The organism is Rufibacter ruber, assembly GCF_001647275.1.
Lineage (GTDB): Bacteria > Bacteroidota > Bacteroidia > Cytophagales > Hymenobacteraceae > Nibribacter > Nibribacter ruber_C.
Map to the genome: position 1 here is coordinate 1 of NZ_LRMM01000088.1, position 16,347 is coordinate 16,347.

Genomic DNA, 16,347 nt, shown 5'->3' on the forward strand with positions numbered 1-16,347 from the left:
TGTTTTTTGAAAAACAGCCCCAAAACAGAGGGGTGTTTGTTTTCCCCTGAACATTATCAGATTTCTAAAAGCGGTAAAGGCGACCTTGGGGCAGGGGATCCCGGCGGGACCGGAGAGTTAATCTAATCTGGAAATGGAAGCTTGTCTATGCACCAGGTTCTCTGTTCTGAATCTTCGCCCGCTGAGTAGTGTAGATCTAGGTTTCATATAGTAAAGAACCGTAACAAGAGGTTGCGTTCTCTCAGTTAATCACCTGGTTGGCGCAACTGCTGCTATGAGCCTCCGGGGCCATATAGAAAACAGCCTGACACTCTACCCTCACAAATCAATAGTGACTCTTGCTCTAAATCAACCATAGCCAAACTGCCTCTAGCAGCTGCTTATGCACCTTTGCTAAAGAAGTTCTGCATCATGCCTAGTTAAGGTGAATGGTGCTGCAAAGGGTAGGAGTTATCGCTGTTTTTTGTCTGTTTTATGAAAAACAGGCCAAAAACGAGTCGGATAATTATTGCTGCTTTTTATGATCTGACTTTTGGTTCTATCTCTGGTTCTTGCTTTTACCGGAGAAAGGTAAAGCCGGTTACTGGGATAGAAAAAGAAGGCTGTCTGCCTAAAAGTTGCATACAGCCACGGTCGTTTAAATGTCTTAATTATATGGGGGAGGGCTGCGCCCCTTGGCTGAACAAAACCATGCAGGCATTTCTGAACCCTCAGGTTAAAAGTGGTGCTTTTACCCGCAGGAACCCAACTCCGGGGTGTACGTAAGAGGGTTAATACTACTTACTATCCTGAAAACTACGTACTCATGGTTAATGTAATCTCAGCGTCTGAGCGGTACCATGCCTCCCACGGCTGGCTGAACTCATATTTTCTCTTTTCGTTTGCCGAGCACTATGACATGAACAATCTGCAGTGGGGGCCGCTCAGGGTCTTCAACGATGACTATATCTCTGCAAAAAGCGGATTTCCTGAGCATGCCCATTCTGAGATGGAGATTGTGACTATTGTGCTGGAGGGCCAAGTCTCTCACACCGACAGCCTCGGGAATAAAACGGTGATCAGTGCCGGCGAAGTGCAGCGCATGACCACCGGTACGGGAGTGAGCCATTCTGAAACGAACCACCAGGACAGCGACCTCCATCTGTACCAGCTGTGGTTTATCCCCAACAAAAAGGGGCTTTCTCCTAGCTATGAACAAAAAGAAGTCAATTTTCTAAAGGAGAAAAACACCTTATTGCCGTTAGTGACGGGGCAGAAGGTGCTGGAAGACATTGTTTACATCAACTCAAATTCAACCATCTATTATGCCAATCTGGAGGAGGAAAAAGAAATAGATTTCAAAACCTCGCCCATCAGGAAAGGCTTTATATATGTGACCAGCGGAGAGATCTTTGTGAACGGGATGCAGGTGCAGAAAAATGACCAGGTGCGTTCCTCAGACATTGATGCCCTCCGGATCAGAGCCACAGCCGACAGTTCATTTATTTTAATTGATTTGCCTGGGGTAGAAGCCAATTATTGATAGCAATTAAGTCCTGTGTGTACGGTTCTACGTGTGCCGCCGTGGGGCTGTGTGAAACATGTTTCCGTTTAATCTAGGCTTGGTTGTGCTGCATTAGGCTTAAAACCGCTGCAGCCTCACTTCCCTCTGGCCCACTGTAAACGTTCCAAAAAATCATATATTCATAATAGCTTTTGCTCCGGCTTGGGCAATCAGTTTTACCTTCTGTTTTCGGCTGTTTTTCCAAAAACAGGACGAAAACGCTTGTTGCCTTTGATTTTCCTCTGCTCAACCTATTGGAACGTGGTTGAGTGGCTACTTTCCCTGGAATTTCCTGTGACCTCTTCGCCAATCCCTCTTTCTAACCAATTTTCATGAACTGCTTTCACCTGCCCATATCAGCAGTTGCTGAAACTGTTGATTGGAAAAGGGGAGCCATTTGAGGGGCTCAATCTATTTTTTTCTTATGTAAAATATAGTGTATTGTTAAAGGTAAAAATTAAAGAATAGTATTATTGTAATATACAGGTGGAGAGGATGTAAATGGCAGAATACGTATTTATTCTTTTTAATTGCTGATAACTTATTAAAAAACAAACGTATAAGAAACCTGTGTTTGTTTTAAAATATTAATAAAGTAAGACTATGAAAAAGAAATGGCTATCCTTGCTGGTCGCTCCTATGTTTGTGACGGCAGTAACATTGGCTTCCTGTGATGACGATGATGATTCAACAGTAAACCCATCAAGCAACACTACTGGTAGCACAGGTAGTACGGGCACAACCGGAACTACCGGAACGACTGGTACGACCGGAACAACCGGTACCACCGGAACAACAGGAACCACTGGTACGACCGGAACAACCGGTACGACCGGAACAACCGGTACTACTGGAACTACCGGAACAACCGGTACTACTGGAACTACCGGAACCACAGGTACCACTGGAACTACCGGAACAACAGGAACCACTGGAACTACCGGAACAACAGGAACCACTGGAACTACCGGAACAACCGGTACTACTGGAACAACCGGTACTACTGGAACAACCGGTACTACGGGTACCACTGGTACGACAGGAACCACTGGTACGACCGGAACTACTGGTACAACAGGAACAACAGGAACAACTGGTACAACTGGAACTACTGGTACGACAGGAACAACAGGAACCACTGGTACAACTGGAACTACCGGAACCACAGGTACCACCGGAACGACCGGTACAACAGGAACTACCGGAACCACTGGTACAACCGGAACCACCGGAACCACTACAGGAGGCACCACCACTGGTGGTTGATTCTAGCCAACGGTTTAAAACAGGAAAGGCAGCTCATACCAGCTGCCTTTCTTTTTGTCCTGTTTTCCCAAAAGTAGCCCGGAAACAGAAGCTTGATTACACCTCTTCCAGGTTTTCCTGGGGTTGTTCTGCCTCAGAGGGCAGGGCAGGGGCTACCGCTGATGTGTTGTGCAGCCACTGGGTTTCCATGGTTTTGCTGGTGCGGGCGCCCAGTTTTTTGAGCAGCTCCACTTTTTTCAGCAGATTCCCGTTGCCCTCACTGAGTTTGTTCATGGCTGCGTGGTATTTCTGCTGGCTTCGGTCCAGGTTTACGCCAATGTCTTTGAGGTCTTCTAAGAAGTTAGCGAATTTGTCATAGAGCTTGCCGCTCTCCTCGGCTATGCGCAGCACGTTGCGTTTCTGGCTTTCCTGTTTCCAGACGCTGGCCACGGTTCTGAGGGTAGCCAGCAGGGTGGAGGTGGTGACAAAGACAATGTTGCGGTCCAGCGCCTCCAGAAACAAATCACGGTCCTGCTGTATGGCCAGGTTGAAGGCCGGTTCAATAGGGATGTACATCAGCACAAAATCTGGGGAGCTGATGCCGTGCAGGTGCTGGTAATTTTTGCGGCTCAAATCAGTGAAGTGCGCGCGCAGGCTTTGCACGTGGCTTTTCAGGTGCAACTGCTGCTGGGCCTCGTCTTCACAGTTGCAATAGGCGTCATAGGCCACCAGACTCACTTTAGAGTCAATGATGAGGTGCTTGTTGTCAGGGAGGTCAATGATCACGTCTGGGCGGTAGATTTTGGCGTCGTCATGCTGCAGCACCTGTTCGCGGCGGTAATGCACATTGCGCTCCAGCCCAGATTTCTCCAGCAGGTTCTCCAGCAGGTACTCGCCCCAGTTGCCCTGGGCTTTCTTTTCGCCGCGCAGGGCTTTGGTGAGGTTGAGCGCGTCCTGGCTCATCTGCTGGTTCAGGCTGGCCATGAAGGTGATCTGCTCTTTGAGCGAGGTGGTGTCTTTGAGTGTCTTCTCATACGTCTGCTCCACCTTGCTCTCAAACTCCTTGATGCGCTCTTTCAACGGGCTCAGCACCTGCTCCAAATTCTCCGCCGAGGCTTTCCGGAAGTGTTCGGCGTTGGTCACCAGTACCTGGTTAGAGACCTGGGTGAACTGCTGCATGAATGTTTCGCGCAGCTGAGACAGCTCGGCCCGCTCGTCTGCCAGTTTCTGCTTGAGGTGGTAAATATCGTTTTCGGCACGGGTGACTTCGGCGTGCAGCTCCAGCACCTTACTTTGCTCGCGGCGTAGCGATTCCTGCAGTTTCTGGGCCTCCTGTACGGCGGCTTCGTGCTGCTTCACCGCAAAGGCTTTGTCCAGTTCATGCTGCTGCATAGTGTTCCGCAGAGCGGAAAGCCGGGACTGAATCAGAAAATACACCAGAATGGCGCCAACCAGAAAAGCGAGAAGCGGGAGCGTAAAATCCATGGGAGCGGAGCTTGTTTAGCCTTGGGAACAGTTAAAGGTACTACAAAAGTGCCGAAGGCTAAAAAAATTCGCAAAGGCAATAGGGTTAGCAAGCCCTTTGGCTGTCTATAAAGAAGTAACAGTAAACAATGACGAATTTAAGCTGTTGTAGAGTGGTTACCTGCCGGGGTTTCCGGTATTAATGAATGTACTTTTCCTTCTTTCCCCTGCCTGAAACGTGCCTGTTCTCAGGCAGGGGAAAGGGAAGCGGGCCATAAAAAAGAAAAATGGTTTTTCTTGGCCCAAAATGCGTTGCCGGCACAACTTTTAACGTTACCTACGTAAGGGGAGTGCAGGAACAAGTTCAGGAAGAATAAGCAGTATGGCCGTGATTTTACGAGCGAATATAGGAATAGGGAGATTTATACGGCGGAAGCTGTGGGAACCGCTTATGGCGCTGGCCAAGCAGGGGTTTACGCCGCACCAGCTGGCCCTGACCATTACGCTGGGCACGGGCTTCGGGATGATCCCGTTCATTGGCCTCACCACTGTGTTGTGTACCTTCTGGGCGCTGCGCCTGCGGCTGAACGTGGCGTTTACCATTGTGCTGGGCTACCTCATGCAGCCGTTCCAGCTGGCGCTTTACGTGCCGTTTGTAGACCTGGGCCAAACCATTTTCCCGGTAACACCCATACAATTCTCCATTGACAAACTCACCTCCATGTTCGCCGCCGACTGGCTGCACGCCCTGCAACAGCTGTGGGTGGCAAATTTGGTAGGCATTCTGGCCTGGTTGCTTTGCTTCGTCCCCTTTGGGCTGGCCGTTTACTTCTCCAGCCGGAAGGTGCTGCACCGCGTGTTGCCGCCACAGTAACACATTTCTGTTTCTGGCCTGTTTTGGCCAAAACAGCCCGAAAACAGCCGGCTCCCCTCTTTTAGAAGAATCCATCTTATTCTGCCGCTACTGTTGTTCCTGCGGTAACTACTACATTTATCTGGGAAGAAAACACCCGGGGGAATCATGCGTACGCTTTAGAGCATGTTTCAATTTATCTCTTGCGCTGCCAACGTGTATCAAAAGTACCTGACTTTGCCATTTTTTCTCACCGTAGTGCTGCTACGCTGTTCAAAAATCGCTTCGTCAGAACCTTTAGGTCCTGGTTTTCGCGGGCAAAAACAAAATTGAAACAAGCTCTTACCTGAAGAATCATATCTAAAGAACGAAAGCATTTGCACATGAGTACCATTCCGGAAGAAAAAGGCCTGGACCATTCCCACCACCTCTTGCAGGAAGGATTCCCGTTTATCCAGAACCGGGTTGAGAAGTTCAACTCCAACATCTTCAAAACCCGCGTCATGCTCCAGAACGTGGTGTGCCTGCACGGCGAAGAAGGAGCCAAAGTCTTCTATGATTTTGACAAGTTCATGCGCTTTGGGGCTATTCCGGGCAGAATCCAGAAATCATTAATGGGCGAAAACGCTATCCAGACAATGGACGGCGACGCCCACCGGCACCGCAAAGCCATGTTCATGTCATTGATGACACCACACAGTCTGCATTCCCTGAACCGGCTGCTGTTGGACCAGTGGCAGGCGTTCAGTCAGAAATGGGAGCAGCTAGAGGAGGTGGTGCTGTTTGAAGAAAGCCAGGAACTACTTTGCCGCGTGGCGTGCGCCTGGACGGGCGTACCCGTGAACGAAAGCGAGGTGCGGTATTGGGCGCAGGATTTCACCGCCATGGTTGATGCGTTCGGGGGGGTGGGCCCCAGGCACTGGCGCGGCAGGCGCGCCCGCAGGAGGACTGAGAAGTGGGTGGAGCAGATCATCAAAGACATCAGGAAAGGGAAGATAACAGTCCCTGACCAATCCCCCGCCCACGTCATTGCCTTCCACCGGGATTTAGAAGACGAGTTGCTGGACCCGCGCATGGCGGCCATTGAGTTGATAAACCTGCTGCGCCCCATGGTGGCCATTGCCTGGTACATCACCTTTGGGGCGGTGGCGCTGCATGAGCACCCCGTAGCCCGCCAAAAAATTGCCGAGGGCGAAGAGAACTACCTGGAGTGGTTTGTGCAGGAAGTGCGCAGGTATTATCCGTTCGGGCCGTTTCTGGGCAACCGCGTGAAAAATGATTTCAGCTGGGGCGGGCATGACTTCCAGAAAGGCACGCTGGTGTTGTTAGACATGTACGGCGCGTTGCATGACCCGCAGATTTGGGAGCACCCAGACCAGTTCTACCCGTACCGGTTCAGAGACTGGAAAGGCAGCGCCTATGATTTTATTCCGCAGGGCGGGGGCGACCATTTTACCGGCCACCGCTGCGCCGGCGAATGGGTGACCATTGAAGCCATGAAAGTGTCAATGCTGTATCTTTCTAAATACCTGGAGTATGACGTGCCGCCGCAGGATCTGTCTTTCAGCCTGCACCGGATGCCCACCTACCCCAAGAGCAAGTTCATCATGCGGCAGGTGAGGGGCAGACAGGTGGCGGAGGAAGATACGGGAATGACCACCCTGTCTAAATGTCCGTTCCATCATGGGTAGGCGTGAGACCGTCCAATTTTAATGGTGATTTTTTTGAATGGTGGTTTTTTCCGTTTTCGCTGTTTTGAGAAAAACAGGCCGAAAACGTTTTAGAGCTGGTTTACATTTTGTTCTGTCTGTGACAACGGGGAGTTAAAGGTGCTTCTAGTGCGTTTTTGAGCGGCATTGCCCCGTAAGGGTGCGAGGCAACCACGCGGCCAGGTTCTTTTGGTGCCCATTTGCTGCCCAGCAGTCAGATTGAAACATGCTCTGAGGGAAAGGGATAATTTACAGGGGACTGATAGAATTTATTTGGAAGTAAACACGTTGTGTGTGCACATTGGTATGCGAAGTATTTTATATTTGTGCCCAGAAACAATGTTGTTTTGCTGTCAATATTCTTGCATAAGTCTTTGTCATTCAACCATAAAAAATAGTTACTATGAAAAGAGCCTCCTTTCTCTTGCTTGCCCTGTTCTCGGTTTCATTCGCGTTTGCTCAGCAGAAAGACATTCCTTCTGCCAAACCGGGGGTAACCTATGGCAAAAAAGTAACCGCCAAAAAAGCGGTTCAACTTCCTGAATTGGCTTCTAAACTGGAAAATGCCCCCGAGTACACCGGCAAGATTGAAGGCACCGTGGTGGAAGTATGCAAGAAAAAAGGCTGCTTCATGAAACTGGCCCGCGCCAACGGCGAACCCGTGATGGTGAAATTCACTGATTACGCGTTCTTCATGCCGCAGGACATTGTAGGTAAAACCGTTGTGGTGGAAGGCAACGCCAAAGTGAAGGAAACGTCTGTGGAGCGTCTGCAGCACTTCGCGCAGGATGCCGGCAAGAGCAAGGAAGAGATCGCCGCCATTACCCAGCCTAAGCGTGATATTGAAATTGTAGCAGACGGGGTGCTGGTAGTGAAATAGAGCTGTTTGCTTTTAGCACAAGGCTCTTCTTTTACCTGAAACGGTAGAAGAAGGGCCTTTCTGTTTTCGGCCTGTTTTGGGAAAAACAGGCCAAAAACGCTTTATAGTAAATTTCCTTTGGTCATTCTGTGCTTACCGAAGGAAGGGAGATGCGTTCATGGGCATTGCTGGGTCTGTTTTTCCCCTGGCTTGGGGTTTACGCCGTGCGATGTTTGCTGTTGCCCTGGTATGGCGGGAAACTCCAGAGCGAAGTTTGCTGCTCTCTTGGCTGAGCTTTTTGATGCTGGGGTTAGTGACTTATTGCTGCTGTTGTGGTGATGCGTAGTTTGCTGTTCCCTTGGCTGGGCTGCTGTGCCGTAGTCTGCTGTTCCCTTGGCGGTGGCACTTGCTGCTGCAGGAATGCGTAGTCTGCTGTTCCCTTGGCTGGTCTGCTGTTGACAGTGCCTCACGAGCTGTGTTGTTTCATCTTCTCCGGTAAGCGCTCACGGCCGCGGGGCCCCGTCCTGGCGGTGAGCACTGCTGTTAAAACTAGGCCCTCCGGCCTTGCCGCTGGAGCGGCACCGTATTAACAGAGGCGCTCACCGCCAGGACTGGTTCAGGTTCCTTTCCTGATCAGCTTCTCTGGTTGTTAATTGGTTTGCAGGTAACTATTGCAGTCCCGCTAGCCTGAGACGAGCCCGTGCTGCGCACATCAGCCAGGGGCAGAATTGTTGATTGTCTGTTGCTGATTGTTTTTCTCTGGTTCAAGTTTCCAACTTGGACCTATAATGGCGGAAGCTTTCAGCTTCCATGAGGCGGCAGCCTCACATTACTTCTGCCCTCTATAACTCCCTCTTCTGCCCTCTATGGCGCGGAAGTTACTTCCGTGCCTTCTAACTCCAGATGATATTCCCGCTTGCGCGAGCCTCCAGACGCGTGCCTACAGCTGACGGGCGGTCTCTGGCTGCCCTCGCGGCGCGGCTGCGAGACCAGGCATTGCTACTTCGTTCGTACTGAATCTCCTAAGGGAAAATGAAAGGACTCAGGACTCAGAACTCAGAACTCACTCCGATACTCCCCCTTTGAAGGGGGCGAAGGGGGATGTTTGCACCAGCAGGTCTACGCATTCCAGATAATTCCCCTCCTCGGAGGGGCAGGGGTGGGTTCAATTTGCCAGTCATCTTAATATCGCCTGCTCAAAAGACCTCGCAGCGTCTTACAGACCTGCGAGCGTCTGTGCCAGTAGCCGTTGCACTACCAATTGAACCGTTTCTCCCCTCATACTGACCTTCTCCCCCAGGGATAAGGAACACCGCTGTTCTGTTTTTGACCTGTTTTCTGGAAAACAAGCCAAAAACAGAATCTACTCAAGCCACCGCTTCACCGCCTGCTCAAAAGACCTCGTAGCGTCCGGAGGACCTGCGAGCGTCTGGGCCAATCACTACCCCCGCGCGCAAATGGTCTTGTACGGGCAAAATTGACAAGTCTCCAAATCATTGGTCTTTCTAATCGGCTCCTCTGGGTTCAGCATATGCAGCACCAGCTCTTTCAACAGCCGTTCAGAAGTACTCATAAAATCTGCCGGAGCACCGGCGGCGTCTACAAAAGGCAATTCTGAGGTTAACACACCCGCGCCGAGGTTCCGGAAGGAGATAATGCCCGCTTCAAAATCATAGTGGCTTTTGGGCAGGTTCAGGACTTTGCTCTCTAGGAGGCTGCCTTTCTGGATTTCCTTGGCCAGGATGTAGCGGTAGAGCCAGAGCTGGCGGACTTTATCCAGGTGGCGGTCGTGGAGGAGGGTGGTTTCCAGGTCCTCGGGGTTGACCTTGAGGTTACGGGCTTCTACTTTGCCGGTTTTGTAGTCAATCACGCGCAGGGTGGTGCCGCTCAGGTCAATGCGGTCGGCTTTACCGGCGATGCGGGCGGTGATTTTCTCGCCGGAGGGCAGGCTGACGTCTAAATCGGTGAGCAGGGTTTCTTCCAGTTGCAAGATGTAGAGCGGCAGTTCCTCTGACTCCAGAAGCCCCTGCAGGTAGCGGGTGAGCAGCTGCACCGCTACTTTGTAGAGAATGAGGTTCATGCCTTGCTCTGGCAGGTTGCCCAGGGTGCCGCGCTTGAACTCCTGCTGCACTTTGGTTTCCAGCCCCGCCAGCATGCGCTCCACATCGGACCGCTCTATGGGATTTCCTTCCTCGGCGTAGGGCTTGAAATAGTCCTCCAGCACCTGGTGCACAATGGTCCCGAAAGTGTCGGCGCCGATGGCTTCGTCTATCTCCTCTACTTCTTCCAGCTTGGCGATGCGGCTGAAATAGTATTGCAGGGAGCAGTTCACGAACTGGTTCAGGTGCGAGGGGTACAGGCCGCGGCGGAGCTGTTCCTTCAGCTTGAACAGTACTTCTTCGTCTTTCTGGATGATGATGTCGGGCTCGTATTCCTTCGTGTCCAGCTGTTCTACAACGGCGGTCAGTTCCCTGAATTTGATGTTGGGATTGCGCAGGGCCAGGTCATGCTGCAACTGCAGAATAAACCTGCTCCTTTCGCCGGAGCCGTAGGTGTCTGAGGGCAAAACGTACAGCAGGTTCACCCGCTTGGCGCGTTGCAGCAGGCGGTAGAAATAGTAGGAGGTAATGCTTTCCTGTTCGGCATAGGTAGGCAGCCCGAAGGTGCGCAGCACGTCATACGGAAATAGAGAAGTCTGCTTCTTGGGCTGGGGCAGCACGTTCTCGTTCACGCTCAAGATGATGAGGTTCTCAAAGTCCAGGGCGCGGGTTTCCAGCATCCCCATGACCTGCGTGGGCGAGATGGGCTCACCGCTGAACGGAAGCTTGGTGTTGCCAATCTGCTCGTAGAGGAACTTCTTGAAACTGCGTACCGAAATCTTGTGCTCGCGGCAGTCAAAGAGCGTGTCCAGCCGCTTCACGATGGTGTAGAGGATATAGAGATACTCGGTTTCAATGGGGTTCTCGGTCTCCACGCGGTAAATGCGGCCCAGGGCATCTACCAGTTGGTAAAGCGTGTCAATAAGGTCGGTGCAGTCGTTCCAGGTTCTGAAGAGCGTGATGAACATAGGGTGCTCGCGGCCCAGCTTGATGAGTTCCTCGGCGGTGAGCAAGACGTTGTTGCGGGCCACCATCTCGTCCAGCACGTGCTGGAACAGGTCTAAATCGGCTTCGCGCTCTGCTATGCTGTTAAGATACTGTTCATAGCGCCGCAGGAAAGGGTGCTGCAGCAGTTTGGTGACGGCCAGGTGGTGGTAGCGGTTGATTTTGTAACCCGTATCACTTGGCTGCACCACGCCCGTGAGGTGCACCTCAAAGAGCAGGTCAATGAGGTTGAACAGGGGCGTGCCCTTGAACGACAAGCCCATGGTGACGTTGTAATCGGTGACCTCGTCTGAGATGGAGTGCAGCACGGGCAGGAGCAGGGTCTCATCGGGCAGAATGATAGCGATTTCGGCGGAGGGGTCCTGCTGGCGGATTTCCCGCAGGAGCTGCCCCGCAATCTTGCCCTGCATGCTGGCGTTGGCCACCCCAATGGCGTTTATCTCTTTGGTATCTGAGAGCAGGAGGTTCTGTTGCCAGTTCCATTGGGGCAGCGGCCATTTGGCTTTGTAGCGCTTCAGGAAATGCCCCGCCCGCTTATCGGCCTCGGGGGCCATGTAGTAGTCATCTGAGTCGAAGAAGACTTCGGCTTTGCCGGCCTCCAGCAGGGTCTGGATGATTTTCTGCTCGGCGCGGCTCAGGGCGTTCAGCCCGACGAACAGGTAGCGGTAAGGGCCCTGCTCGCTTTGCGCGATGTCTTTGATACGGTTGGCCACCATTCTGAAAGCCATGCCCGTATAGGCTTGCTTGTTTTGCTGCAGGTGCGCCTGCAGGGCGTGGTAGGTCTGCTCCAGGTTGGCCCAGAGCTGGAAATACTGCTTCACGTTGGGGGTGGGGGCGCTGCTGCCGGGTTTGCCCGGGTCCCACCGCTCCAGGGCCTTGGCCTCGCTCACGTACTCAAATACCTTGTGCGCATCTACCAGTTCCATGTCCAGGCGGGAGAAATCTTCCAGCAGGGTGGCGCTCCAGCCCACAAACTGGTCGAAGTCCAGCTTGGGGTCTACCCGCAGCAGGAGGTCATAAAGGTCTAGCTGCAGGTGCAGCGGTTCCAGCACCTCTACGTTGGCCATGTTGCAGACAAAGTCTTCCATGGAGTAAATCTGCGGCGACCAGATACCCGTGGGCGCGGCCTGCGCCAGGGCATTCTTGAAATACAGCGTGGCCCGACGGGTGGGCAGCACAATGCACAGGTCGCTGAGGCGGTCTGCGTAGGTTTGGTAAATATGCTCGGCGGTCTGCCGCAGGAACGAGTACATGTGGGTGTAGTATCTTATGGTCTGGCGCGGACAGTAAAGATACTACGTTTTTGGGCTAGTTTTTGGAAAAGAGGGTGAAACAAAAAATAATTAGCGATTGAAGTATTATAAATTTTAGACCAAATATTGTTGTTTTTATCAAATTTTTTTAAATTAATTTAGTTATTATACCTTTTAAGTTTATTTTTTTGGTATTTAAAAATTGTAGTGAGTTTAAATTTCACCTGGCTTATAAATAGAATCATATACTGAATCTAAATATAAACTAAAATTATAAGAAGGAAGACTGTTGAAATCAAAATCTTTAATTGCTTTATTAATTATTCTTTCACGAAAAGGAATATGAATTGTTTTTGCTGTCCCATTATTAATTCTTTCTATTAGGGAGCTAGGAAGTAACGCTTTAAGATTTGTAGGGCAAGAATCTGTAATTCTGACTTTATAATTTACGTAAACAACTATAACTGGTAATTTACACTTATCTATAGCATATTCAATCTCATATGGGACGAAATCATTATCAAGTCTAGTTGTATTTCCAACAAGAAGTAAAAATCTTTTGCTATTATCCAATCTTGAACGCAAAGTTCTTTTAATTGTCTCCTCTTGACTTTCTCCTCTTAGTTGGGGCCCTTTTTCATGAGGATTGATGAACTTAAAAGTTCTGTCTTTCATTGAATTCCAGCCTTTTAATAGATTGTAGAATCTAATATCTGATTTTGTAAAGTCAGTATTTCCGTCAGCTGCAAATGCGACGTATGTTCCAATTCTGTAGGCCATAATTATATAATTGATTTAGTTTGAGGTAATGATTTGCCAAGAATTAGGGTTAGGAAAATAAAACTAACAATTAATTGCGTAACTGTTATTACAGCGCCATTTTGTGTAATTGGTTTGACATATTCATAATTTGCTGTAAGTGAGTTAGCAAAACTGAACCAAATAGCTTTTGTGTTAAGGGGGATTTTATCACTCCACTCAAAATTCTTTATGTAAGGAAATCTAAAAAGATATGCAAAACATAAATTTGAAAAACCAATTGATAGCATCAAAGTTATAAAGCGTCTACGAACCCTGTCAATATCAAAATCTTCAGTATTCATTGAATCTTTGCTCCATACATGATAATAGAAATATGTATAAAGGTTAGAATAAATTAAATACCATACTATTATAGTTAAATAAATAGAAGTCCAACCATTAATCATAGCAAGTATTAATAATAGCCACTTTAATATGATAAATGTATCAACAGCTAATCTTGATGCAGTAATTCTACTTTGTAAATCATTAGGATTTGCAAAATATTTAATAGAAATATACTTAAAGAACTCAACAAGTGATAAATAGTTGAGACCTTCTAATAGAACTTTAAAGACCGTAAAAATCACTCCGTTTTTCATGTAATTTATTGAGCAGAAGGCAGAAGTAAAGTTTTGTTAAATGAGCCTAGATGAAATGTATTTTAAAAAGCTAATTTTAAAGTTAAATTATGTTGTTTGCATCGACTGATACTCCAACAGCTTTTAATTCTTTAACTAAATTGAATTGCCATTTACCAGTTTTATCGTATGGCACAAAAAGGACACCGCTATAATCAGACGGAATTTCAAAATCTTCAACTGCTTCATGTAATGCCAGAACTCTATCTCTTCCCAATTTTCCAATAAAATAACCAAGTTCAAATATTACATTTTGCCTTGCTCGATATCTTAGATTCTCAGGATTTTCATTTCTAGCATATGCAATATCATCTGCAGATAGAATCGCTATGGCAAATGAGACATCTGAGTTTTCTGTAAATTTTTCAATTATTGTTCTGCCTTTACTTGGTTGTTCATGCAGTATTATTGGGTCTAATTTTAATTTTTCTAATGTTCTAGCTACTGCTAATTTTATTTCTTCATTATGACCATGTACTATAAATATAGTCTTAGAATCATTTTTAATAGAGCTATCTGTTGCTTTAGGCTGATTTATGACACTTTCTAGTTGCAAATCTTCTGCGATCACACTTAATAGATTTAACAGTTCCCTTTTGCCATTATTAAAAGCTCTTTCGAACGTACTGTTGGGTGTGCTTGTTGAAAAAATTTGGGGTGAAAATCTTATTTTTTTTAATGCTGATATATAGTGGGTGTCATTGCCAAATATTTTTCTAAAAAGCATTTCAGACCGCTTTATAACTCTGTCTCTTTCACCATTATGATAGGAAATTTCCTCAGCCTGATTTATTAAATCATTTATTAATCCAATGTTAGATTCCATTCATCTTTTTATTAATTGTTGTAAAGTATTGAAAGTACACAAACTTTTATTATGTCCATGCTCTCAATTGATTAAATTACTTTTTGAATTAGAATACAGTATTTATAAATATGTTCAGGGCAAATTACAAAACAGAATGCAAAAAATAAAATTATTCTCACATATATAAAAGCTTGGTCTAATTACCCCTCCAACCCCTTACCACCCTGCAAGGATTCCCCGCCGCGAACACATCTGAGGGAATGTCTTTGGTGACCACGCTGCCTGCGCCAATCACGGTTCGGTCCCCGATGGTCACGCCGGGGCAGATGATGGCGCCACCGCCAATCCAGACGTCTTCGCCAATGGTGATGGGTTTGGCAAACTCCAGTCCGCTGGCCCGTTCCTGGTGGTGCATGGGGTGGCGGTGTAGTTTGCACGTTGGGGCCAAAGAGGGTGCGGCTGCCCACGGTCACGGGCATCACGTCCAGCACCACGCAGTTAAAGTGGATGAACACCTTTTCGCCCAGCGTGAGGTTGTAGCCATAGTCGCAGTAGAAGGGTGGCTGAATCCAGAGGCAGTCGGCGGCGTGGGGGAGGAGCTGCCGCAGAAGGCGCTAGCATTCTTCGGGTTGGTCTTCGCGGCTTTCGTTCAAGGCCTTGAGCAGGAGGCGCGCCTGCGTCCGTTCCTCGGTCAGCTGCGGGTCCAGAGCGTTGTAGAGCTCGCCCGAGAGCATTTTCTCTTTTTCTGTTTTCATAGGGGAGGTGTTTGTCTGGGAAAAGCGGCGTGCTTTCCTTCCCCTAAAGATCTTCCGTTTTCGGCCTGTTTTTAGAAAAAGAGGCTAAAAACAGCAGTGGGAAATGATTTTGGGAGCGGAAGGGAAAGCGCTACTTGTCCGCTGTTCTAGTTCGCCCACAAGGTCCTTTTCAGGATGACAGTGGGGGGTAAGGAAATTTTATTTTTATGCAGATGCACCTATCGTTCTGTAACTGAATAGATTTTCCTAAACAGTTAAGGTTTTGTTCCAATCTCTGGCGCAAGCGTCCGCTTGTGTCCACGTTTTAGGGCTATTTTTCCAAAAACAGGTCAAAAACAGGAATGCGTGCGGACACAAGCGGACGCTTGCGCCAATGTGTGTTAATTCTTACGCAGATTTAGTTTGCCCAATTCTCAATTTTTAAACCAGTCACTCTATTGAACTCTTTCTCGTTGTTAGTCACTAGCGTGGCATTTAGGCTAACGGCATGTGCGGCAATCAGGGTGTCCAGCGGCCCTATGGGTATACCTGCTTTTTCAAGGTTCGCCCTTATTTTACCGTATTCAACGGTAGCATTATAGTTGAAATCTTTGATGTCAAGCGGCACAAGAAATTGATTCAACGCCTCAAGGTTTCTGTCTGGGTTGCTGCTCTTTCTTATCCCAAACTCCAGTTCAGCCAGGGTGATAGCTGAATTCCTACGCTTCCGAGAGGTAACTCCTTGAACCTTTCCAGTACAATCTCTGGCCTTTTCTTTATGATGTAGATGCAGATGTTTGTGTCCCGAAGATACTCCATCAGTCAAATGCCTCCCTTTTCTGTTCTGTCGGCTGACTTCTATCTTCCATAAAGTCAGGGGTGAACTTCTCTAAACTTTCAAAAAGATTCTGCCAGGGGTTGTGGTAGGGGATAAGGTAAAGAGCATTCCCTAGCCTTTTGACATAAACTTTATCATCATTTATTTTGTGGCTTTCAGGAATACGTATTGCCTGTGAACCAGCTTCGTTCTGAATATTGATTGTTTCAAAGGCCATGGCACTGATTTTTGGTTTGTTCTTAAAACTAACGATTTCTTATGAATATTCCTTTTTCCCTATAAGCGCAGTTGGTCTGTTTTCAGGAAAAGCTTCCGCAAATAAAGGTTTGCGGAAACGTTATAATTGATTCCTATTTGCTTTACTATTAAACAAGGAAGCTGTTTAGAGTTTTTGTAACTGCCAGGCAAAGGCTACCGGATAAGTTTTTTCATATGCCAGTGGTTTCTGTTTTTCGCTGTTTCTGTTAAAACAAACCCGAAACCAAGAATAAAATA

General features: G+C 48.2%; 12 protein-coding genes and 1 pseudogene. 5 read left to right on the forward strand and 8 right to left on the reverse strand.

Annotated features, from left to right (window positions below):
• The first annotated feature begins 805 nt into the window (after window positions 1-805).
• Together A8O25_RS20375 and A8O25_RS22550 are read left to right on the forward strand one after the other, a co-directional pair.
• Window positions 806-1,522 carry a pirin family protein gene (locus A8O25_RS20375; RefSeq protein WP_066839161.1) on the forward strand — a complete coding sequence of 239 codons (717 nt, stop codon included), beginning with the start codon at window positions 806-808 and terminating at the stop codon, window positions 1,520-1,522.
• A 624-nt stretch (window positions 1,523-2,146) separates the two neighbouring features.
• Complete coding sequence (locus tag A8O25_RS22550) at window positions 2,147-2,809, forward strand: hypothetical protein (protein WP_082893796.1); 663 nt, start codon at window positions 2,147-2,149, stop codon at window positions 2,807-2,809.
• A gap of 96 nt (window positions 2,810-2,905) precedes the next feature.
• Here the strand turns inward: A8O25_RS22550 and A8O25_RS20380 are convergent, their stop codons facing one another.
• The gene (locus A8O25_RS20380) at window positions 2,906-4,273 is read right to left on the reverse strand and encodes a DNA recombination protein RmuC (RefSeq protein WP_066839162.1); all 1,368 of its coding nucleotides are present in this window, start codon (window positions 4,271-4,273) and stop codon (window positions 2,906-2,908) included.
• Window positions 4,274-4,703: 430 nt separating this feature from the next.
• On the opposite strand from A8O25_RS20380, the gene A8O25_RS20385 reads away from it, so the two are divergent.
• The 3 genes from A8O25_RS20385 (at window position 4,704) to A8O25_RS20395 (ending at window position 7,694) form a co-directional block, all read left to right on the forward strand.
• Window positions 4,704-5,126, forward strand: coding sequence for a DUF2062 domain-containing protein (locus tag A8O25_RS20385; RefSeq protein WP_161947801.1), 423 nt, complete (start codon window positions 4,704-4,706; stop codon window positions 5,124-5,126).
• Window positions 5,127-5,488: 362 nt separating this feature from the next.
• On the forward strand, window positions 5,489-6,796 hold the full coding sequence (locus A8O25_RS20390) for a CYP152 family fatty-acid peroxygenase CypC (RefSeq protein WP_066839168.1): 1,308 nt from the start codon (window positions 5,489-5,491) through the stop codon (window positions 6,794-6,796).
• Window positions 6,797-7,217: 421 nt separating this feature from the next.
• Complete coding sequence (locus tag A8O25_RS20395) at window positions 7,218-7,694, forward strand: DUF4920 domain-containing protein (RefSeq protein ID WP_066839171.1); 477 nt, start codon at window positions 7,218-7,220, stop codon at window positions 7,692-7,694.
• A gap of 1,420 nt (window positions 7,695-9,114) precedes the next feature.
• Here A8O25_RS20395 and A8O25_RS20400 read toward each other — a convergent pair.
• The 7 genes and pseudogenes from A8O25_RS20400 to A8O25_RS20430 all read right to left on the reverse strand — a co-directional run bounded on the left by A8O25_RS20400 (window position 9,115) and on the right by A8O25_RS20430 (window position 16,069).
• The gene (locus A8O25_RS20400; RefSeq protein ID WP_066839173.1) at window positions 9,115-12,030 is read right to left on the reverse strand and encodes a PD-(D/E)XK nuclease family protein; all 2,916 of its coding nucleotides are present in this window, start codon (window positions 12,028-12,030) and stop codon (window positions 9,115-9,117) included.
• Between the two features lie 213 nt (window positions 12,031-12,243).
• Complete coding sequence (locus tag A8O25_RS20405) at window positions 12,244-12,810, reverse strand: TIR domain-containing protein (protein ID WP_066839175.1); 567 nt, start codon at window positions 12,808-12,810, stop codon at window positions 12,244-12,246.
• A gap of 2 nt (window positions 12,811-12,812) precedes the next feature.
• Window positions 12,813-13,433 carry a hypothetical protein gene (locus A8O25_RS20410; protein ID WP_066839178.1) on the reverse strand — a complete coding sequence of 207 codons (621 nt, stop codon included), beginning with the start codon at window positions 13,431-13,433 and terminating at the stop codon, window positions 12,813-12,815.
• Between the two features lie 82 nt (window positions 13,434-13,515).
• A complete protein-coding gene (locus A8O25_RS20415; protein ID WP_066839185.1) occupies window positions 13,516-14,298 on the reverse strand; it encodes a TIR domain-containing protein in 783 nt (260 codons plus the stop codon).
• 178 nt (window positions 14,299-14,476) lie between these two features.
• Window positions 14,477-15,035, reverse strand: a pseudogene (locus A8O25_RS24155) (sugar O-acetyltransferase).
• Between the two features lie 397 nt (window positions 15,036-15,432).
• Window positions 15,433-15,840, reverse strand: a complete 408-nt coding sequence (locus A8O25_RS20425; protein WP_206598717.1) for a PIN domain-containing protein — start codon at window positions 15,838-15,840, stop codon at window positions 15,433-15,435.
• Entirely contained in the window at window positions 15,833-16,069 is a 237-nt protein-coding gene (locus tag A8O25_RS20430; protein ID WP_066839187.1) for an antitoxin, read from the reverse strand. Before A8O25_RS20430 ends, A8O25_RS20425 begins: the two co-directional genes overlap by 8 nt.
• Window positions 16,070-16,347 lie beyond the last annotated feature (278 nt).